Here is a 17,829-nt window from a genome sequence, read left to right on the forward strand (position 1 = left end):
CGCCCGATCAGATCGCTTTCAGCGTCTCGTCGTCGGGCTCGTAACACTGACCGCCCATCAGGGCGTCCTGGATGGCGTTTTCGACATCGTCGGCGGAGGCCTCGGTGTCAGCGGCGACCCGCTCGATCACCGCCGTCCGCTCGGCACCGTCGCCGTCGTCGAGTTCCGCCATCGTCTCGACGACGTACGCCTCGAGATCGATGTCGGCGGCCGCCTCGGTTTCGGCGTCGTCGGCGTCGCCGGCATCCGGTTCCGACGTTGGCTCGCCTTCGGTTTCGAGTCCGGACTCGGGCGGCGCGCCGGGATCGCCGGCCGCTCCGGTGTCGGTCTCACCGGACCCATCGTCGGCCGCGGGCTCGTCCCCGTCCGGTCCCGATTCGGCCGCCGGTGCGTCGCCGTCGACACCCTCCGGTTCGGGAACGTCGATATCTGCCTCGCCGGGGTCCTCGACCTCGGTGCCGGTCGTGAACTCCGCACCGAACTCCTCCTCGAGTTGTTCGCGCTCCTCCTCGTCCATCTCGTACATGCTGTCGTCGATGTCACCGGCGTCGAAATCGCCGAGTTCGTCGTCGCCGTCGTCGGACGCCGACTCGGCGACGTCGTCGGCTGCACCGCCGGCGTCACTCGTCGCCGCTGCGGGCGCGGCCTCGAGCGCGTCGTCGGAGGTCGTCCTGTCACCGACCGGTTCGGAGTCGGCCGCTGGTTCGTCGGCCGTCGTTTCGGCCGCGCCGGCGGCGGTCTCCGGCTCGTCGGTAGCGTCGGTGACGGCCGGGTCGTCGGCACCGCTCGCGTCCGCCTCGCCGGGCTCGATCGCGTCGGGGTCGGCCTCGGATTCGACGTCGACCGCGGCAGTTTCGGTCGCGTCGCCGGTCGCCGTTCCGGCTGCAGAGCCCGAGTGGGCATCCTCGGGGTCGGTCGCCGCGCCGCCCTCGCCGGCCGCGACCGGTTCTGTCGGTGCTGAGTCGGCGTCGGCACCGGGCTCGGCGGCGGCAGCCCCGAGCGACTCGGTATCGACGCCGTCGAGATCGGCGAGCGAAGCGACCGTCGCATCGAACTCGGGACTCGTCGCGTCCGGCGCGATCTCGAGCCCGCTCACCTGATCGCGATCGCCCGCGACGACTTCGCAGGCCTCGAGCGCACAGTTCCGGAGCGCCGCGAGGTACGACGGCGTCGTCCCGTAGTGGTCCTGCGCGAGCGGAATCCCCGCCGCCAGACCGGCGTCGACGCCGGCCTCGAGCAGGGCGTCGGTCAGCGCCTCACCGCGTCCCTCGAGTTCGAGTTGGGCGGCCCCGGCATAGGTACCGATACGGTCGATCGTCCGTTCGGCCGCGCTGACGACCCAGCGATCCCGGGTGTCGGCGTCGACCGTCGCGATGCTCTCGGGGCGGATCGAGGTGTAGACCTGGTCCGAGTCGTCGGGCTGGAAGGTCCGCGCTTTGCCCGTTACCGCGACGAATGCAGGCGGTTCGGTCTGTTCTAGGAAGGCCAGTTCGTCGGGCTGGTACTGGCCGGCGTAGACGACGAACGCGCCCGTGGGATCGACGACGCGGGCGCGGACCATCTCGTCGTTGACCGACGTGACTTCGGTCAGCGTCCCGACGACGAAGACGCGGTTGAGCCGCGCGCCGGTGGGCGTGATCACGTAGTTGGGTGCCCGTTCCTCGTCGCTCTCGGCGTAGGAAAGCGAGGCGTCGTCGTACTCGGCCGCGAAGAGCCGGTACGCGAGCTCTCGCCCCGGCACCTCGTCGTCGCTCTCGCCGTTTCCGTTGCCGTTCGCGCTCATGCGTCCACCTCCTCTAAGAAAGCCGTCGCACGGGCGGCCGGATCGTCGTCGCTCTCCTCGAAGCGCTCGGCGTCGAGGTTCGCGCCGTACTCGTCGACCGAGAGGTGACCGCGCACGCGGTACTCGCGGCCGACGATGCGCTCGCGGATTCGATCCGCGACGACTTCCTGATCCATCGCCTCCCGGGCCTGCTCGAGGGCGTCGTCTAAGCTACCGCCGTAGACTCGCTCGGTGAGTTCGTCGTCGAGGACGACGGTGACGGTCCCGGTGCCGTCGTCGAGGATACCCTTGACGCGCATGTCGTCGATCCCGTCGACGTCGCCGTGGGTCCGGCACTGTCCCTTCTGGATGACGCGGTAACACTCCGGACAGCGTTGGATCAGTCCCGACCCGTCGCGAACCGCGAGCAGGTTACCGACGACTTCCACGTCGTAGATCCCGCCGGTGGCGACGGCGTCGCCGATGTCCATCGTCGAGGTGTTACTGCCGACATCGATCTCCCGGTCGAGCGCGGTGACCGTCGAGAACTCCGAGACGTTGACTTCGGGGACGCCACGGAACTCCTGCACGTAAGCGTTCTCGATGCGAACCGTGCCGCCGTCTTCGATCTCGGGAGCCGGCTCCCAGTTCGTGAAAGGGAGCCGTCCGCTCTCGTCGCCGACGACGCCGCTCAGGATGTCCGTTTCGCCGTCGCGACCGTCGATCGTCTTGCGCTCGCACTCGAGGATCGAGACCTCGATCGTGACTGCCCGGTCGCCAGTTCGCAGGTCGGCAAGCTGTGCCTCGCCGCCGACCTCGTAGGGCACCTCGAGCGCGTCACCCTCGAACGACAGCGAGGTACTCTCGCCGAGGTTGAGTTCGGGTTCGCCGTCCCACTCGCGGACGCCCGCGTTGCCCGCGGTGATCGCGTCGCCGGGCTCGAGGCCGAAGTCCTCCCACGCAGTGTAGTCGATGACGCCGGTCTCGTCGGCCAGTCGGCCTTCGACGATGACGTGATCGGAGCCCTGATACCGGATCGATCGCTCGCCCGCCGTCAGGACGACGCCCGTCACGGTGACGTTGCTCTCGTCGGGCGTGATCTCGGCGATGTCCTTCGCTGACGGCGTGGCGCCACCGCCGCTGGACCCGTCGCCGTACTTCCGTCGGAGGCTCTGTTTGGCCTCGTCGACCGGGACGCTGTACTCCACGAGGTTCTCCAGGTCGTCTGTGACCTCCTCTTTGTCAACACCGAGGTCGGAGGCGAGATCCTCGGCATGATCGTCGAGTTCCATCACTTGCCCTTCGAGTTAGGGCTTAAAAAACGTTCCCGCAGGAGGGTGAAAGTGAACCGCCTCGGGGTCGAGCACCGCGGCATTCGCCTCGACAGCCTGTCAACACGTCGGTTGCCGGCTCGGATCGCTGCCTCTCGACGGCGGCTCCCTCGGAAGCGCACGTTCCGTCTCACTCGCCGACCCGCTCCGTTTCGAACTGGCTCGCCCGGACAGCGCCACTCCGTCGCGCATCCCCCACGGCAGCCACAACGGGGCAACGATTCGAGACGGGACCGAAAAACGCGTTCGAAACCCGATCCCCCTCGAGTAGCTTTATGCCCGAACGGCCCGGTACCAGCCGTATGACCGACGATCGACTGCGCATGACGCCCGGTCCGACGGCAGTGCCGGCGGCCGTCCGCGAACGGATGAGCGAACCGACGCCCAACCCCGACGTCGAACCCGCGTTCTTCGACTTCTATCGCGACCTCACGGGTAAGCTCGAAGCGCTCTACGGCGGCGACGACATCGTCATCCTCGGCGGCGAGGGGATCCTCGGGCTCGAGGCCGCCATCGCGTCGCTGGTCGAACCGGGGGATCGGGTGCTCTGTATCGCGAACGGGCGCTACGGCGAGGGGTTCGCCGAGTTCGTCGAACTGTACGGCGGCGACGCGGTCGTCTGTGACGTCCCGTGGCGCGACCCGCTCGATCGCGCGGCCGTCGAAGCCGCGCTCGCGGACGGCTCGTTCGACGTGGCGACGCTGGTCCACTGCGAGACGCCGACCGGCGTCCTGAACGACATCGAGCCGGTGCTCGACGCCCTCGCGGACCACGATGTCATCAGCGTCGTCGACGCGGTCTCCTCGCTCGGCGGAGTCCCGGTCCCGACCGAGCGGATCGACGTCTGTCTGGGCGCGTCACAGAAGTGTTTCAGCGCGCCGCCGGGACTAACCGTCTGCTCCGTCAGCGACCGCGCCTGGCGGAAAATCGAGTCGTTCGAGACGGACGGGTTCTACACCGACCTCGAGCCGTGGCGCGACGCCGCCGACGAGGAGTGGTTTCCCTACACGCACCTGTCGTCGAACCTGTACGGACTCGACACCGCGATCGACCTGCTGCTCGAGGAGGGACTCGAGAACGTCTTCGAACGCCACGAGACGGCTGCGACCCGGTGTCGCGAGCGAGCTGACCGGCTCGGGCTGTCGATCTACCCCGACGCGGCGCGGTCGTCGCCGACCGTGACGGCGCTCGAGGTCCCCGGTCGAGCGGCGCCCCTCCAACGGACGCTGGCCGAGGAGCACGACATCGTCCTCGCGACCGGCCTCGGCGATCTCGAGGCCGACGTGCTCCGGATCGGCCACATGGGCCACAACGCTCGCTGCGACCGCGTCGACCGGACGATGGACGCGCTCGAGGCCGTCCTGTAGCTGCCGGGCAACTCGCTGTCCCCCGAGTCGCACGTCGACCGGTCCGCCTGTCCGCCGTGCTCGCTTTCGCACCGTTTTCGGCCCGGCGAGGAGTAAAACCGAATAGAGACGTTCTCGTGTCCGTTATTCCCCGTTCGGTGCGTCTCCCGACGCTATTCATGTCCACAGACGATCGAAAGCGACGGCTCGAGGCGCTAATCACGACAAATAACAATTAAGGTCACTGGTCTCCCTGGATTTGTGTAGACGTAGCATGACACAGGTTATCTGGATCATCGCGGCAGTACTGGTGACCTTCACCGTCGGTTACGTGGGGTACTCGCGGTATCTCACGCGCTTCGTCGAACTAGACGAGGACGCCGAAACGCCAGCACACAAGTACGAGGACGGGCAGGAGTACGTTCCGTCGAAGAAACCGGTGTTACTGGGGCATCACTACTCGAGTATCGCGGGTGGAGCGCCGATCGTGGGGCCGATCACGGCGGGTGCCATCTGGGGATGGGTGCCCGCTTTGCTGTGGATCGCCCTCGGGAATCCGTTGATGGGTGCCGTTCACGACTTCGTTTCGCTGTCGGGGAGTCTCCGACACGAGGGGAAGTCGATCGGCTACATGATCGGCGAGTACGTCGGGAGGAGCGGCAAGAACATGCTGTTGTGGTTCGCGTTCCTGACGATCATGCTGGTCGTGGCAGTGTTCGCGCTGGTCGTGGGGATCGTCTTCAACAAGTATCCACAGGTGGTCACGGCGTCCCTGCTCTACATCGGACTGGCACTGGTGTTCGGGGTCTATCTCTACCAGTTCAACGGCCCGTTTATCCCCGGGACGGTGCTGTTCGTCGCAGGGGTCTTCGCGGCCGTCTGGGTGGGGCTCCAGTACCCGCTGGCGTTGTTCGCCGGGGACTACCCGGCCGGGACGATCGTACTGCTCGGCGGTGACGGGAGTTGGGTGCCGGGAGCGGCCGCGCTCGGCGGTAATACGGCGGGGTGGATTCCGGTCGTCATGATCTATGCCGCGGTCGCGAGTGCACTCCCCGTGTGGGTGTTGCTCCAACCACGTGACTACCTGTCGTCGTTCCTGTTGTACACCGGCGTCGGCGGGGCGGTCGTGGCGATCATCGTCGGAACGGTCCTCGGAACGTCGACCGACCCGCTCGTCATCGACAGTTCCATCGGCGCGTTCGAAGGGTTCTGGGGCGTCGAAGGCGCGGGATTAGCGCCGCTGTTCCCGCTGCTGTTCATTACGATCGCCTGCGGGACGATCAGCGGGTTCCACTCGCTGGTTTCTTCCGGGACGACCGCCAAACAGCTCAACAACGAGACCGACGCCCGGCTGATCGGCTATGGCGGGATGCTCGGCGAAGGGCTCCTCGCGGCAGTCGCGCTCTCGACGCTCGCGGTGGCTGGCTTTGCCGATCCCGAAGGCGGGATCGGCGCTGCGTTGCCGAACTTCGCCGAAGGCGGCGGTATGATCCTGACGAGCCTCGGCGTTCCCGCGACGGTGGGGGAAGTGTTCATGGCGCTGGTCCTCTGTAGCTTCCTGCTTACGTCGACCGACACGGCCGTCCGCCTCGGGCGGTACATGATGGAGGAAATCGTCGGCACGCCCGCGGGACGGACCGACACGGGACTGAACCTCAGCATTCGCTCGATCGTCCGCGGCCGGTACACGAACCCGATCGTCCAGATCATTCCCGCGTACCTGCTGGTCGTCTCCGGCCAGTGGGTCGTCCTCTGGCAACTGTTCGGCGGTGCGAACCAGTTGCTCGCGGCGCTTGCACTGCTGACCGCGACCGTCTGGCTCGCCAACTGGGACGACAACAAACAGCTCGTCTCCACTGGTGTGCCGATGGCGATCATGGTCGCGATCACCGTCCTTGGGCTCTCGATCCTGGTGTTCTACGAGAACCTCTACCTGAACCTGATTCAGGGTGGCGCGGCGACCGTCGGTGCCACGATCTCTTCGGGAGTACAGATGCTCCTCGGACTGGTGCTCATCGGGCTGGCGCTCGCGCTCGTCAGGCTGGGCTACAAGAACATCCGGACCGTCCGCCGTGGCCCCGAGCCGTCGGCCGTCGAACCCGGCGACGACTAACGGCACCCGACCGCCGCCGTTTTCGGTCGGCCGCTGACCGGGACCGGTCTCGGTGATCCGAACCGACCGTCACCTACCGCCAGAACCGCTTTGCGAACCGCGACAGCAGTCCCTCCTCGGGTTCGCTCACGGTCTCCCAGAGGGTAAACGCCTCCACGACGTCGGCGGCCTCGCTGCCGACGTACGCCTCGGACTCGGGATCGACGACGACGAGATTGATCTCGTAGTGGCCGTGATACCCGAACTTCAGTAACGTCCGGTCGCGGAATCCGGCAACGAACTCGCGAACGTCGTCGGGTATCCCGTCGGCGACGAGGACGAACGTCACGTCCGTCCCGAAGTGTTCCTCGTCGGCGACGACCCGGTCGTCGGCGAGGTCGTGACCGAGGGCGACGAGTCGCTCGAGTTCCGCGACCGTCGGCCGGGAGTCGCGTCGAACGAAGAGGTACTCCTCGGCTTCGTGGTCGGCATAACTCAATGCCGGATGGAAGAACTGTTTCTGGCTGCGCACGCGCAACTCCCCGTAGAGGTCCCACCGTTCGCCGCCGCCGCGGTGGTCCTTCTCGAGGTCGTAGCTGTACAGCAATCGGTCGGACACCCGATCGAGATACTCGTCGTCCCAGTCGGGCACCGCCTCGCGGATCTCCGCCGGCAGTTCCGCCGGCCGTGCGTTGTCGCTCATCGTACGTCGGTGGCGCGTGACTGCGATCGGTCACGACCCGGCAGCGGTTCCGTGCGATCGCGGCCCATGTCGCGTTCACTCATACCATCGGTTACCGTCGTGGTATCAAATAATCGTCGGTGAACCGGGATCGAGACCTCACCGATCGTCGCCGCGCGCCGACAGCCGGTAGGTTTTAGCCGTCGGGGACGCACTATCGTGCAAGGGGTTCGCATGGGTGGGAAGCAAACCGAAGCCTGCGGCCGGTGTTCCATGTCCGCGGTCGTCGACATCGCCTCGTCCGGCGACGAAGACGAGGGAGCCGACGGCGACGCGGGCCGGGACCCGTTCGGCGAGGCCGCCATCGAGGTCGACGACGACGAACTCCGACGGGTCTCGCCGGGTGCCTGGGCCGGACGCATGACCGAGCGACTCGACGCCCTCGGCCGGCGGCTCATTTACGGCCGGTAGGACTGCTGCCGGTCGCAGGCGACGCGGTCGCGCTCACGACATCGTTACGAGATACGTCATCGCGAACAACAGTATCGCGGCCGTCGCGACGTTGACGAACCCGAATTCGAGAACGTCCAGAAACGACAGTCCCCAGACGACCGCCCACGCGAACAGCGCCGACAGCACGGCGTTCATCGCGATCAACACGCGGGGATCGCCCTGCGAGGCCGAAACGCCAGCCTCGAACCCGTCCCCGGCACCGTCACGATCAGTGTCACCGTCGCTCATACAAGGAGAGGTCGATACCGCCACTTATACTGTTCGCTGTCTCTACCCGGCACGCCCACCGATGGGGCCGGGAAACGCGGACGACCGTGACGGCACACGGTGTCGTTCTTTGTCGTTCGGCGGGGAAGGGGTCGTATGTACCTCCGAAACCGTCACGGCGTGCGGATCGACCCCGTACCGTTTGTCGTGGTCGTCGGGCTCGCGTTCATGTTTCTCCTGTCGTTCGGGCCGCTGTACGGGCAGGCGCTGGGACTCCCCCTCGAGGTCGCGATCGCGCTCTCCGCGGCGGTGTGTACCGTCGTCGCCGTCGTCGCGTTCTATCGACAGGTATGGACGTGTCGGCCGAACCACGTCGGGACCGTGCCGGCCGCAGTTCGCGCCGAACGACTGTTTCAGCTCATACCGATCCTCGCGGCGCTCCTCGTCGCGCTCGCGATTCCGCTCGTCGTCGGCTATAGTAGCAACTGAAACGATTTACATACTGATCGCAACGCCGTCGTGCGATCAGGTGTGCAATGACTTTCAGTTGCTACTATAGGTGATCGGTCCCGTAACAGACGGTTCCCCGCCCATCACGCGTCATCGGTCGGGAAACTATGTCACACAGACACATACTGTTATTGCCGTCCCCGGCGAACCGTCGACTATGGGTCTCATCGAATCGGTGAAATCGGCCCTCGCGTCGCCCTCGCCGAACGGCCGTCCCGACGACGGCTCCACGGGTGCCTACTGGTGTGACGACTGCGCCGTCCGGATCAGGGACGTCGATCTCGAGGGCGAGCCGGTCTGTCCGGACTGCGGCGTGGCGATGCGCTTCGAACGCTCGACGGGCCGGGACTGCGCGTGCTGATCAGGGCTCCCGAACGACGGTTTCCGCACCCTGCGTCGTGGGGAAGGGACCGCCATCGAACGCCGTCTCCCACTCCTCGTCGGTGACGAGTGCGTCCTCGAGCGCCGCCCGGAGCGCTCCCTCATCGTAGTCGGTGCCGATGACCACGAGTTCCGTCCGTCGGTCGCCGTGCTCGTCGTGCCACTCGAGGTCGGGCCGGTTCGACCGGTACATGTCGCGCTCGACCTCGGGCAGGCTCGCGATCCAGGGCCCCTGTGCGGTCGCCCTGACCGATGGCCCGGCCTGCGCGATCGAGAGCCGCATCTCGGTGCCGGCGAGCCAGGCTGTCCCCTTCGAGCGGACGATCGATCGCGGCAGGGTCCGGAGGACGGATGCGAACCGTTCCGGGTGGAACGGCCGGCGGGATCGGTAGACGAACGACGAGACGCCGTACACGTCCTCGGGGTGGTGATGATCGTGGCGCTCCCCCGTCTCGGCCCGCTGGCCGTCGTGAGCGGCGTGCTCGCTCTCGTCGTGGTCGTGATCCGCGGTCGCCTCGAGCGCTCGCCGCCAGCCCGGTCGATCGATCACGCGCCCGGAACCGAACAGGCCGGCACCGAGCAGGCGGTCGGGGTCGACCGCCGAGAACGTCGTCGAAATCGTCTCGGCCTCGGGCTGGAGCGCGGAGACGAGGTCATCGGCCGTCTCGAGTTCGGCGTCGGAACACAGATCGGCCTTGTTGAGCAAGACGAGGTTCGAAACCTCGACCTGTTCGACGAGCAGATCCGAGAGCGGCCGGTCGGCCTCGTCCCCTCGCCGCGTCGGCCGGTCCTCGCCCGCGAAGGTCTCGAGGAACGCGGGCGTATCGAGGACGGTCACGAGCGTATCGACGTCGTAGCGCGCCGCGACGCGGGACTCGGTGGTGAACAGCCGGGCCACGGGTGCGGGCTCGGAGATGCCGGACGACTCGACGACGAGGTGGTCGAACGAGCGATCCCGGGCCAGCCTGACCACGGCGGTCTCGAGATCGTCCTGCAGTTCACAGCAGATACAGCCGTTCGAGAGTTCCGCGACACCGTCATCGATCTCGAGGTCCGAGCCCTCGGCGACGAGTTCGGCGTCGACGTTGACGTCGCCCATGTCGTTGACCAGCACCGCCAGCGTCCGGTCGGCGCTCGAGAGCAGGTGATTGAGCAGCGTCGTCTTGCCGGCACCCAGGCTCCCCGAAAGGATCGTCACCGGGATCGCCCCGTCCGTATCCGTCTCCATACCGAGTACTGGGATCGGAGCGCCTTGAAAGCGAGCCACGAGGGTTTTTACCGTTCGATACACAGATACTGCCATGGATCTGGCCGATCGGATCGACGCGTTTCGCGAGCGACTCGACGAGTGGCTGCGGGGCCTCTATCACGGCATGATCTCGCATCCGGCGTACGAGAAGATCGAGAAGGAAGCTGAAGACGCCGAGGACGCGTTCGTTCTGGCGTGTTTTCCGGACGCGTTCGGCATCCCGTCGCCGGTGTCCTACTACACCGCGGAACTGCTCCCCTACCTCGAGGACGAGTTCGAATCGTGGGAGCGGCGGCTGTGGGACCGCGGCACGTACCTCGAACGGAAAGGGCAGCAGTATCACTTCTGATGGAACCGTTCGTCTTCTTCGGCGGCAAAGGTGGCGTCGGCAAGACGACCGTCTCGTGTGCGTACGCGCTCCGCTGTGCGCGCGACGGCCAGCGAACCCTCGTCGTCTCGACCGACCCGGCCCACTCCGTCACCGACGTGTTCGACCAGCCGTTCGACGACTCCCCGCGATCGGTCGACGGGATCGACGGACTCGACGCGGTGGAGATCGATCCCGAAGACGAGGTAACGCGCCACTTAGACGAGATCCGACAGGACCTCTCCGAGCAGGTGTCCGCATCGATGGTCAACGAGATCAACCGCCAACTCGAGATGGCACACGGAACCCCCGGGGCCTACGAATCGGCGCTGTTCGACCGGTTCGTCGACGTAATGCGGACTGCGGAACCGTACGACCGCGTCGTCTTCGACACCTCGCCGACGGGGAGTACGCTCCGGCTGCTCGGCCTCCCCGACCTGCTGGAAGGTTGGATCGACCGACTGATCCACAAACGACGGACGAGCATCGACCTCTTCGAGAAGGCCGCCGTCGGGAACACCGAACCACGCCGCGTGATGGAGGGCGATCCCGTCCTCGCGCGCCTGCAAGACCGCAAGGAGTTCTTCGAGTTTGCCGGGTCGGCGCTGCACGACGATGCCGCCTTCTTCCTCGTCTTGAACCCGGACGAACTCTCGTTGAACGAGACCGAACGGGCGATCACTGCCCTTCGGGAGGAGGACCTCGCGGTCCGCGGTCTCGTCGCCAACAAACTCACGCCGTCGCCCGATCCCGACGAGAACGGCCGCGGCGCACGCTACCTCCGCGACCGCGTCGAGACAGAAGCGGCCCGTCTCGAGACCATCCGTTCGGAGTTCGACCCGCCGCTGGTCGCCGAGATCGGCTGGCGGAGTGCGGAAGTCACGGGCGACCTCCTGGCCGACGTCGCCGACGAACTCGACATCGAGACGGCCGCCGAGCCGCCGACGCACGTCTCTAGTGGGCACTGAAACGAGTGACACGCTGATCGCGATGCCTGTCGGACGATCAGGTGGCACTGACTCCCAGTTGCGACGCTCGCTCGAGCCGGCCACGCGGACGTGCCACGCCCACCCATACCACTTCGCCCGCGGACAGAAACCCGTTTAGGCGGGCCGCGCCACCGACGGATAATGAGTACGAGTTACCGGATCGGGCTCGTCGGCAAACCCTCCGTCGGCAAGTCCTCCTTTTTCAACGCAGCGACGATGAACGACGTTCCCGAGGGGGCCTACCCGTTCACGACGATCGACCCCAGCGTGGGCGAGGCCTACGTCCGCGTCGACTGTGCGGCACCCGAGTTCGACGAGGAATGCACGCCGAACGTCGGCTACTGCGACCACGGGACCCGCTTCGTCCCGACGAAGCTCGTCGACGTGGCCGGGCTGATTCCCGGCGCACACGAGGGCAACGGGCTTGGCAACCAGTTCCTCTCCGATCTCAACGAGACCGACGTGCTCGTCCACGTCGTCGATTTCTCCGGGAAAACGGACGCCGAGGGCGAACCCACCGAGGGACACGACCCGCGGGACGATATCGCATTTCTCGAGGAGGAACTCGACCAGTGGTATCTGGGCGTCTTGGAGAAGGGCATCGAGCGCTACGAGACCGGCTACACCACCGAGGACGACGCCATCGAGGCGGAACTCGCCGAGCAGATGAGCGCGTTCAAGACGACCGAAGACGAGATCAAACGGCTCATTCGACGCGTCGGCGTCGGCTTCGATCCCGACGCATGGGACGGGGACGACCAACTCGAGTTGGCCCGCGAGATCCGCAAGGAGACCAAGCCGATGGTGATCGCGGCGAACAAGATGGACACGCCCGAAGCGAAGGCGAACTTCGAGGCGATCACCAACGATCCCGACTACGACCACCTGACGATCGTTCCCTGTAGCGCCCACGCCGAGAAGGCCCTAAAGTCGGCCGACAAGGCCGGCGTCGTCGACTACCGGCCGGGCGACGGGGAGTTCGAGATCACGGGAGACGTCTCCGGTGAGCAGCAACAGGGATTGGAGCAGATCCGGGACTTCCTCGAGGAGTTCGGTGCAACGGGCGTCCAGGCGGCCCTCGAGACGGCGCTTTTCGACGTCCTCGGCGTCACGCCCGTGTTCCCGGGCGGCGCGAACGGACTGGGGAACGAACAGGGCGAAGTGCTGCCGGATTGTTACCTGATTCCGCCGAACTCGACCGCGGAGGACTTCGCCTACAGCCTCCACTCCGACATCGGCGACGGCTTCCTCCACGCGATCGACTGCCGGACGAACCGTCAACTGGGCAAGGACTACGAGGTCGCGTCTCGTGACGTGATCGAAATCATCACGACGAACTGACCGACCGCAGTTGGCGACTCCTGCGGGACCGTCCGCACGTCGCCGGCCCGGCCTGCCGGGGCAGAGCCAGTACGCGTCCCCGTTCGGGGCGACCACGGACGACAGCGGAGCTGTCACGCACCTCCTCCGACGACCGACCCGGCTACCGCTGCGGTCCGGCGACGCCCGACAACAGACGCGGCGAGGTCGGTGGTACGCGGCGCGGATCGCTCACGGATGACCGCGGGAATCGTTACTCCTACGATAGAATGACGTGACCGACTGAACCACCGTTGATGCCGTCGTACAAGAGCATCGCGTGCCGGATCTCGTCGGCGTCGGCATCGACGGAAACGGTATCGCCCTGTTCGAACTCACCGTCGATTTCTTCGCCGAGGTCGATCTCATTGAAGCCGTTTTCGGTCATGACCCGGAGGGTAAGCTCCGACGCGGAGACCGAATCGCCGCCGACGTGTTCGATCGCACCCTGGTCCTCGTCGAACTCGAGTTCGATCCGCGGTCGCGGATTCGTTCCGCCGACACGGACGTCGTCGTCACCCCAGACGACGGTGACATCCGCCCCGACCTCGACATCGTCGACTTCGATCGTCGCCCCCGAAGAGACGGTGTCCGCCTCGTCGGCCCACTGCGTCTCGGCTGACTCGTCGTCGATCAGCAGTTCGTACGCGTCGGCCGGGCGCTCGCGTTCGCCCTCGAGTTCGAGCGTCGCCGAGAGCGTCTTGCGCTCGAAGTCGTAGTCGAAGGTCACGGTCCCCGGCGGCCGGGCACGGAAGTGTGCGATACTGTCGTCGGCGGCCGTTCCGTCCCAGCAGACGAGGACGGTGTCACCCGGGCGGATGTCCTCGAGCGTCGTCCCGTCGCCCGAACGCATCGTTCCGGACCACGGCTGAGCGGTGGTTCGTGGCTCGATCTCCTCGTCGGGGGCATGAAACCACGGTCGGTCGTCGTAGACGGCGATGGAGACTCGCCCGCCGTCGAGCGGGAACTCGTCCGCGTACTCGACGGTGAGCGTTCCGGCGTCGACGTCGTACTCGAACTCGAACTCGAACCGATCGAGGATCGACGTCCCGCTCGTGCTGCTCCCGGCCGCGTGGTCGTGGGTGAGGGAGATCGACAGGTTCGGCTCGACGTCGTCCATGTCGATGACGATCGTATCTCCCTCTTCGAGGGTACTGTGGCCGTTGGTCCAGATATCGCGGTCGTACTCCTCGTCGTCCACTTTGAACGTGAGCTCCTCGACCGGGGTCGGATCGCCGCGTCCGATCTCGATCTCGAGTTCGTCGTCCTCGAGATCGATGTCCTCCTCGGGCCGGAGACTGCCCGGGCTCTCGTGGTCGTTGGCTTCCCGTTCGGCAGCGAGATCGCGCTCGGCGGTGATGGTGACGAGCGACCCGTCCCGTTCGACCGTCGGCTCGCCGGTGAGTGCCATGTAGTTCAACTCGCTCGTGAGCGCATCGACCAGTTCATCGGTGACCTCCGTGGCGTCCTCGAAGGCGACGCCGATGGTCACCTCGAGGGTATCCGGATCGAGGACGGTCGTTGCTCGGGCTTTGTATTCGATAGCGGTCTCGTCGGTGAGTTCGGGGAACTGATACCCCTCGCCGATCTGGACCGTGTAGTCGGCATGCGCCCCGTCGAAGAGGCCGAACGCCTCCTCGAGCAGGGGTTCGGCGTCCAGCAGCCGCTTGGCCTCGCCCGCGTTCGCCGCGAACGCTTCGCCGATCCGCTCGTCGTCTTCGGCGGCGACGACGACCGTCTCGGTGACGGCGGCGACCATCTCGTTGTCTTCGCGGCGCTCGTACTCGACGCCGCCGTCGGTCTCGCGAATGTCACCGTCGTCCTCGAGTTCGAAATCGCCGGCGACGACGACGATCGGCATCGAGAACTCATCGTCGCCGGTCGCGTAGACGTAGGCCTGCTTCGAGATCGACTCGGGGTCGATCCCAAGCCCTCCGCCCGTCGACATGTTCCCGTAGGGTTCGTTGGCCTGTCGCTGCTGCTCGAGATCCCTCGTCACAACTGCCATCGAGTCCGATCCGGCCGAGGCCGGGAAATAGTCGAAGAGGGAGTCGAACGCCGGCTCGCCGGGGTCGCTGGTGGACCGTTCGTCAGTCGCGCTGACGGCGTTTCCTGCCAGTGCGACGGTCATCGTCGTGCCGATGCTGCCGAGGAGGGTACGGCGGGGACACTGTGGCATACGATCCGGATTTCTTCCCAGCAGTACAAGTAGGTTTTCATCACATTCTGTTTCGGTAACTGCTCCCGTCGGCTGGATAGAAAATCGCCACGAGAGTCCCTGAAGACGGCATCTCGGCTCGATCCTGCTCACGACTCACCGGTAGCTTGACGGCGCAGCGAAGAAGGCGACGCGAGTCGCGGTGACGACGAAGTGAGGCGACAGGTTCTCGGCGGCGGCTCACTACTGTCCGATAATGAGTGTGCGGCAGCCCTCCGCCTACCGGCCGACCAAGCCCGATATCGCGGTGTTCGTGTCCGGCGTCACGAGTATGGGGCTGGAGATTCTCGCGGGCCGGATCATCGCCCCCCAGTTCGGGAGCAGCATCTACACCTGGGGCAGCATCATCACCGTCTTCCTCACCGCGTTGAGCCTCGGCTACTGGCAGGGCGGCAAACGGGCGGGAGAGGCGTCGAACCGACGCATGTGCTGGCTCATGCTGGGGACCGCGGGCTACGTTGCGATCGTCGTCTACGGGAGCGATCAACTGTTGCTCTCGGCGTCCGCACTGCCGTTGCCGGCCCGGTACGCCTCGCTGCCCGCCGTGCTCATCCTCTTCGGGCCGCCGACCTACCTGCTTGGATTTATCAGCCCGTATGCGGCCGAACTCTCCGCGAAGGAGGGCACCGGTGAGGCGTCGGGCCACGTCTACGCGCTCGGAACGATCGGCAGCATCGTCGGCGCGGGCGCGACGACGTATTTCCTGATTCCGGCGCTCGGGATCGACGCGATCGGCCTCCTGTTCGGCTTCGTCCTCGTCGGCACCGCACTCGCGCTTACGCTTCCCGCTCTCGCCCCGACACCGGCGGCGGCGAGCGTCGCCATCGCACTGCTGCTCGTCGTCGCGGCCGGTATCGGCCCGGTCGCGTTCGACCACCGCGGTGACGTCGTCTACCAGACCCAGACGGCCTATCAGGAACTCGAGGTCATCGACAACGGGGACGAGCGGACGCTGTACTTGGACGGTGCGCGCCACAGCGCGATGGATCTCGGCGACCCCGACCGACACGTCTTCGAGTATACGCGGTACTTCCACATCCCCATGTTGATGGTCGACGACCCCGACGAAGTCGAGAACGTCCTGTTCATCGGCGGGGGCGGGTACACCGGCCCGAAGGACTACGAACGGACGTACGACGTCGACGTCGACGTCGCCGAACTCGACCCCGAGGTCTCGCAGGCCGCCAAGGACTACTTCCGCCTCGAGGAGAGCGAGAACATGACGGTACACACGAAAGACGGCCGGCAGTTCCTCCGAGAGACCGACAAGAACTACGACGTGATCGTGCTGGACGCCTACCAGAAGGACCAGGTCCCGGTTCACCTGACCCAACTCGGATTCATGGAACTGGCCGCGGATCGGCTGACCGACGATGGGGTGTTCCTCGCGAACATCATCTCCGCGCCCAGCGGTGCCGGCTCGGACTTCTATCGCGCGCAGTACAAGACGATCGACGAAGCCTTCGCCTCGACGTACAGCTACCGCACCTCGGACTGGGGGTCGGTACAGAACATCGAGGTGGTCGCGACGAAAGCGGACACCGACTTCACCGAGGCCGACCTCGCCGAGCGAAACGAGCGCCGGGACCTCGGACTCGACCTGCGTACCGAGATCGACGCGTCACTGGACCCGCCCGAGACCGACGACGTGCCGGTGCTGACCGAGGACCACGCGCCCGTCGAGAACCTGCAGGCGTCGACGGTCGGGCAGGAGTACGTCATCGAACGGACCGGAGAGGAGGAGACGAAGCCGGAACCCGCGTCGATCGCAGTCGGCTCGGAACGCTACGACCGCGCGCGGCCCGCGCCGACCCTCGACTTCGAGTCGAGCGTCCCCGGCTCGGGGCCGCTCGGGTCCGCCCCCGCGTAGCGCCTCGAGCGGTGTTCCGCCGCTCGCTGCTCACTCGGAGAGCGTCCCGGGCTCGAGTGGCGTCGCCGTCCGCCAGTAGTGATCCAGCGAGTCCTCGGCCCACGCCCGCACCGCGTCGTCGTCGGTGTCGACGGAGGCCCGTAGGACCCCGTTCCCGTCGCGCAAGAGGAGATAGACGACGCCGTCGACGATCATGATCGCGATCGGGACGCCCTCTTCGCGGACCCTGATCTCGGCGTCCCCGGCGGCGAGCAGCGCCTCGAGTTGCCGTCGGAGCTCCGATTCGTCGGCGAGTGCTTCGATCGCGCTCCGGCCGAAGACGCCCGTGAATCGCTGGTCGCCGGCGGTGACGCGCTCCCGGACGACCCGCAGCGCCTGCTCGTTGAACGTGTGGGAGAACGCACGGACTTCGTCGGCCTCCCGGAGGAAGCCGAGCAGCCGTCCGAGCGGCGCGTTCGGGCGCGTCGCGCTCGGGACCGTGATCGTCGCGTCCGAGAGCCGGCGGAGATCGAAGTCCATCGCGTGCGTGGGCAGGTAGTCCACGATCCCGCGGAGTTTGGCCTCGGTCTCGAGGATCTCTTGGAGATCGGTAAACCCCTCGGCGACGAGCCGGCCGGTCGCGGTCGCGACGTACTCGCTGCCGTCGTGTCTGATCCACGAACGATCCTCGAAGTCACTCAGGATCCGTCCCAGGGTCGCCTGCGAAGCCCCGGTCGCGTCCGCCAACTCGGTGCGCGTACAGCGCCCCGCCGCGAGCAGCCCCAGCACCTCGACGCGGTTCGACGAGAGCGCGAGGAACTCGATCTCCTCGAGCGCAGATTCCATACGCCCGCTCGTGTCCCCAGTGATAAACGAGTTTCGTACCGTGAAACTATTGCAGAGTCTGCAACGCTGTCGCGTGCGCTAACTCTTTCCCGCGTTGCTTCGGTTTCTTCCCGTGAAATATTTTCTGA

At 66.3% G+C, this 17,829-nt stretch carries 16 protein-coding genes; 9 read left to right on the plus strand and 7 right to left on the minus strand.

Translation table 11 applies throughout. The features are described from left to right. Positions 1–7 precede the first annotated feature (7 nt). On the minus strand, positions 8–1,783 hold the full coding sequence (locus ALTAJ2_RS08580; protein ID WP_007109018.1) for a hypothetical protein: 1,776 nt from the start codon (positions 1,781–1,783) through the stop codon (positions 8–10). After that, positions 1,780–3,054, minus strand: coding sequence for a Single-stranded DNA binding protein (locus ALTAJ2_RS08585; protein ID WP_007109017.1), 1,275 nt, complete (start codon positions 3,052–3,054; stop codon positions 1,780–1,782). Before ALTAJ2_RS08585 ends, ALTAJ2_RS08580 begins: the two co-directional genes overlap by 4 nt. 341 nt (positions 3,055–3,395) lie before the next feature. Between ALTAJ2_RS08585 and ALTAJ2_RS08590 the strand changes: the two genes are divergently transcribed. After that, positions 3,396–4,460 carry a pyridoxal-phosphate-dependent aminotransferase family protein gene (locus tag ALTAJ2_RS08590; protein WP_007109016.1) on the plus strand — a complete coding sequence of 355 codons (1,065 nt, stop codon included), beginning with the start codon at positions 3,396–3,398 and terminating at the stop codon, positions 4,458–4,460. A 253-nt stretch (positions 4,461–4,713) separates the two neighbouring features. Beyond that, a complete protein-coding gene (locus ALTAJ2_RS08595) occupies positions 4,714–6,552 on the plus strand; it encodes a carbon starvation CstA family protein (RefSeq protein ID WP_007109015.1) in 1,839 nt (612 codons plus the stop codon). A gap of 73 nt (positions 6,553–6,625) precedes the next feature. On the opposite strand, the gene ALTAJ2_RS08600 is transcribed toward ALTAJ2_RS08595, so the two are convergent. Further along, positions 6,626–7,234 (minus strand): hypothetical protein, encoded by a 609-nt coding sequence (locus ALTAJ2_RS08600; protein WP_007109014.1) that lies wholly within the window; start codon positions 7,232–7,234, stop codon positions 6,626–6,628. A gap of 213 nt (positions 7,235–7,447) precedes the next feature. Here ALTAJ2_RS08600 and ALTAJ2_RS08605 point away from each other — a divergent pair, with 213 nt between their 5' ends. Next, positions 7,448–7,684, plus strand: a complete 237-nt coding sequence (locus ALTAJ2_RS08605) for a hypothetical protein (RefSeq protein WP_049900157.1) — start codon at positions 7,448–7,450, stop codon at positions 7,682–7,684. 33 nt (positions 7,685–7,717) lie between these two features. On the opposite strand, the gene ALTAJ2_RS08610 is transcribed toward ALTAJ2_RS08605, so the two are convergent. Beyond that, on the minus strand, positions 7,718–7,954 hold the full coding sequence (locus ALTAJ2_RS08610) for a hypothetical protein (RefSeq protein WP_007109012.1): 237 nt from the start codon (positions 7,952–7,954) through the stop codon (positions 7,718–7,720). 135 nt (positions 7,955–8,089) lie between these two features. On the opposite strand from ALTAJ2_RS08610, the gene ALTAJ2_RS08615 reads away from it, so the two are divergent. Then, positions 8,090–8,422 (plus strand): hypothetical protein, encoded by a 333-nt coding sequence (locus tag ALTAJ2_RS08615; RefSeq protein WP_007109011.1) that lies wholly within the window; start codon positions 8,090–8,092, stop codon positions 8,420–8,422. A 178-nt stretch (positions 8,423–8,600) separates the two neighbouring features. Beyond that, positions 8,601–8,804 carry a hypothetical protein gene (locus ALTAJ2_RS08620; RefSeq protein ID WP_007109010.1) on the plus strand — a complete coding sequence of 68 codons (204 nt, stop codon included), beginning with the start codon at positions 8,601–8,603 and terminating at the stop codon, positions 8,802–8,804. Here ALTAJ2_RS08620 and ALTAJ2_RS08625 read toward each other — a convergent pair whose 3' ends face one another. Next, on the minus strand, positions 8,805–10,052 hold the full coding sequence (locus tag ALTAJ2_RS08625; RefSeq protein WP_007109009.1) for a CobW family GTP-binding protein: 1,248 nt from the start codon (positions 10,050–10,052) through the stop codon (positions 8,805–8,807). Positions 10,053–10,125: 73 nt separating this feature from the next. Here ALTAJ2_RS08625 and ALTAJ2_RS08630 point away from each other — a divergent pair, with 73 nt between their 5' ends. The 3 genes from ALTAJ2_RS08630 (at position 10,126) to ALTAJ2_RS08640 (ending at position 12,770) form a co-directional block, all read left to right on the plus strand. Next, positions 10,126–10,422: a hypothetical protein gene (locus tag ALTAJ2_RS08630; RefSeq protein WP_007109008.1), complete on the plus strand. Its 297-nt coding sequence runs from the start codon at positions 10,126–10,128 to the stop codon at positions 10,420–10,422. Continuing rightward, on the plus strand, positions 10,422–11,408 hold the full coding sequence (locus ALTAJ2_RS08635) for an ArsA family ATPase (RefSeq protein ID WP_007109007.1): 987 nt from the start codon (positions 10,422–10,424) through the stop codon (positions 11,406–11,408). Before ALTAJ2_RS08630 ends, ALTAJ2_RS08635 begins: the two co-directional genes overlap by 1 nt. A gap of 162 nt (positions 11,409–11,570) precedes the next feature. Then, positions 11,571–12,770, plus strand: a complete 1,200-nt coding sequence (locus ALTAJ2_RS08640) for a redox-regulated ATPase YchF (protein WP_007109006.1) — start codon at positions 11,571–11,573, stop codon at positions 12,768–12,770. Between the two features lie 238 nt (positions 12,771–13,008). On the opposite strand, the gene ALTAJ2_RS08645 is transcribed toward ALTAJ2_RS08640, so the two are convergent. Further along, positions 13,009–14,967 (minus strand): hypothetical protein, encoded by a 1,959-nt coding sequence (locus ALTAJ2_RS08645; protein WP_007109005.1) that lies wholly within the window; start codon positions 14,965–14,967, stop codon positions 13,009–13,011. Positions 14,968–15,202: 235 nt separating this feature from the next. On the opposite strand from ALTAJ2_RS08645, the gene ALTAJ2_RS08650 reads away from it, so the two are divergent. Next, complete coding sequence (locus ALTAJ2_RS08650) at positions 15,203–16,876, plus strand: spermidine synthase (protein ID WP_007109004.1); 1,674 nt, start codon at positions 15,203–15,205, stop codon at positions 16,874–16,876. A gap of 30 nt (positions 16,877–16,906) precedes the next feature. Here the strand turns inward: ALTAJ2_RS08650 and ALTAJ2_RS08655 are convergent, their stop codons facing one another. After that, a complete protein-coding gene (locus ALTAJ2_RS08655; RefSeq protein WP_007109003.1) occupies positions 16,907–17,701 on the minus strand; it encodes a helix-turn-helix transcriptional regulator in 795 nt (264 codons plus the stop codon). Positions 17,702–17,829 lie beyond the last annotated feature (128 nt).

The organism is Natrinema altunense (genome assembly GCF_000731985.1).
Lineage (GTDB): Archaea > Halobacteriota > Halobacteria > Halobacteriales > Natrialbaceae > Natrinema > Natrinema altunense.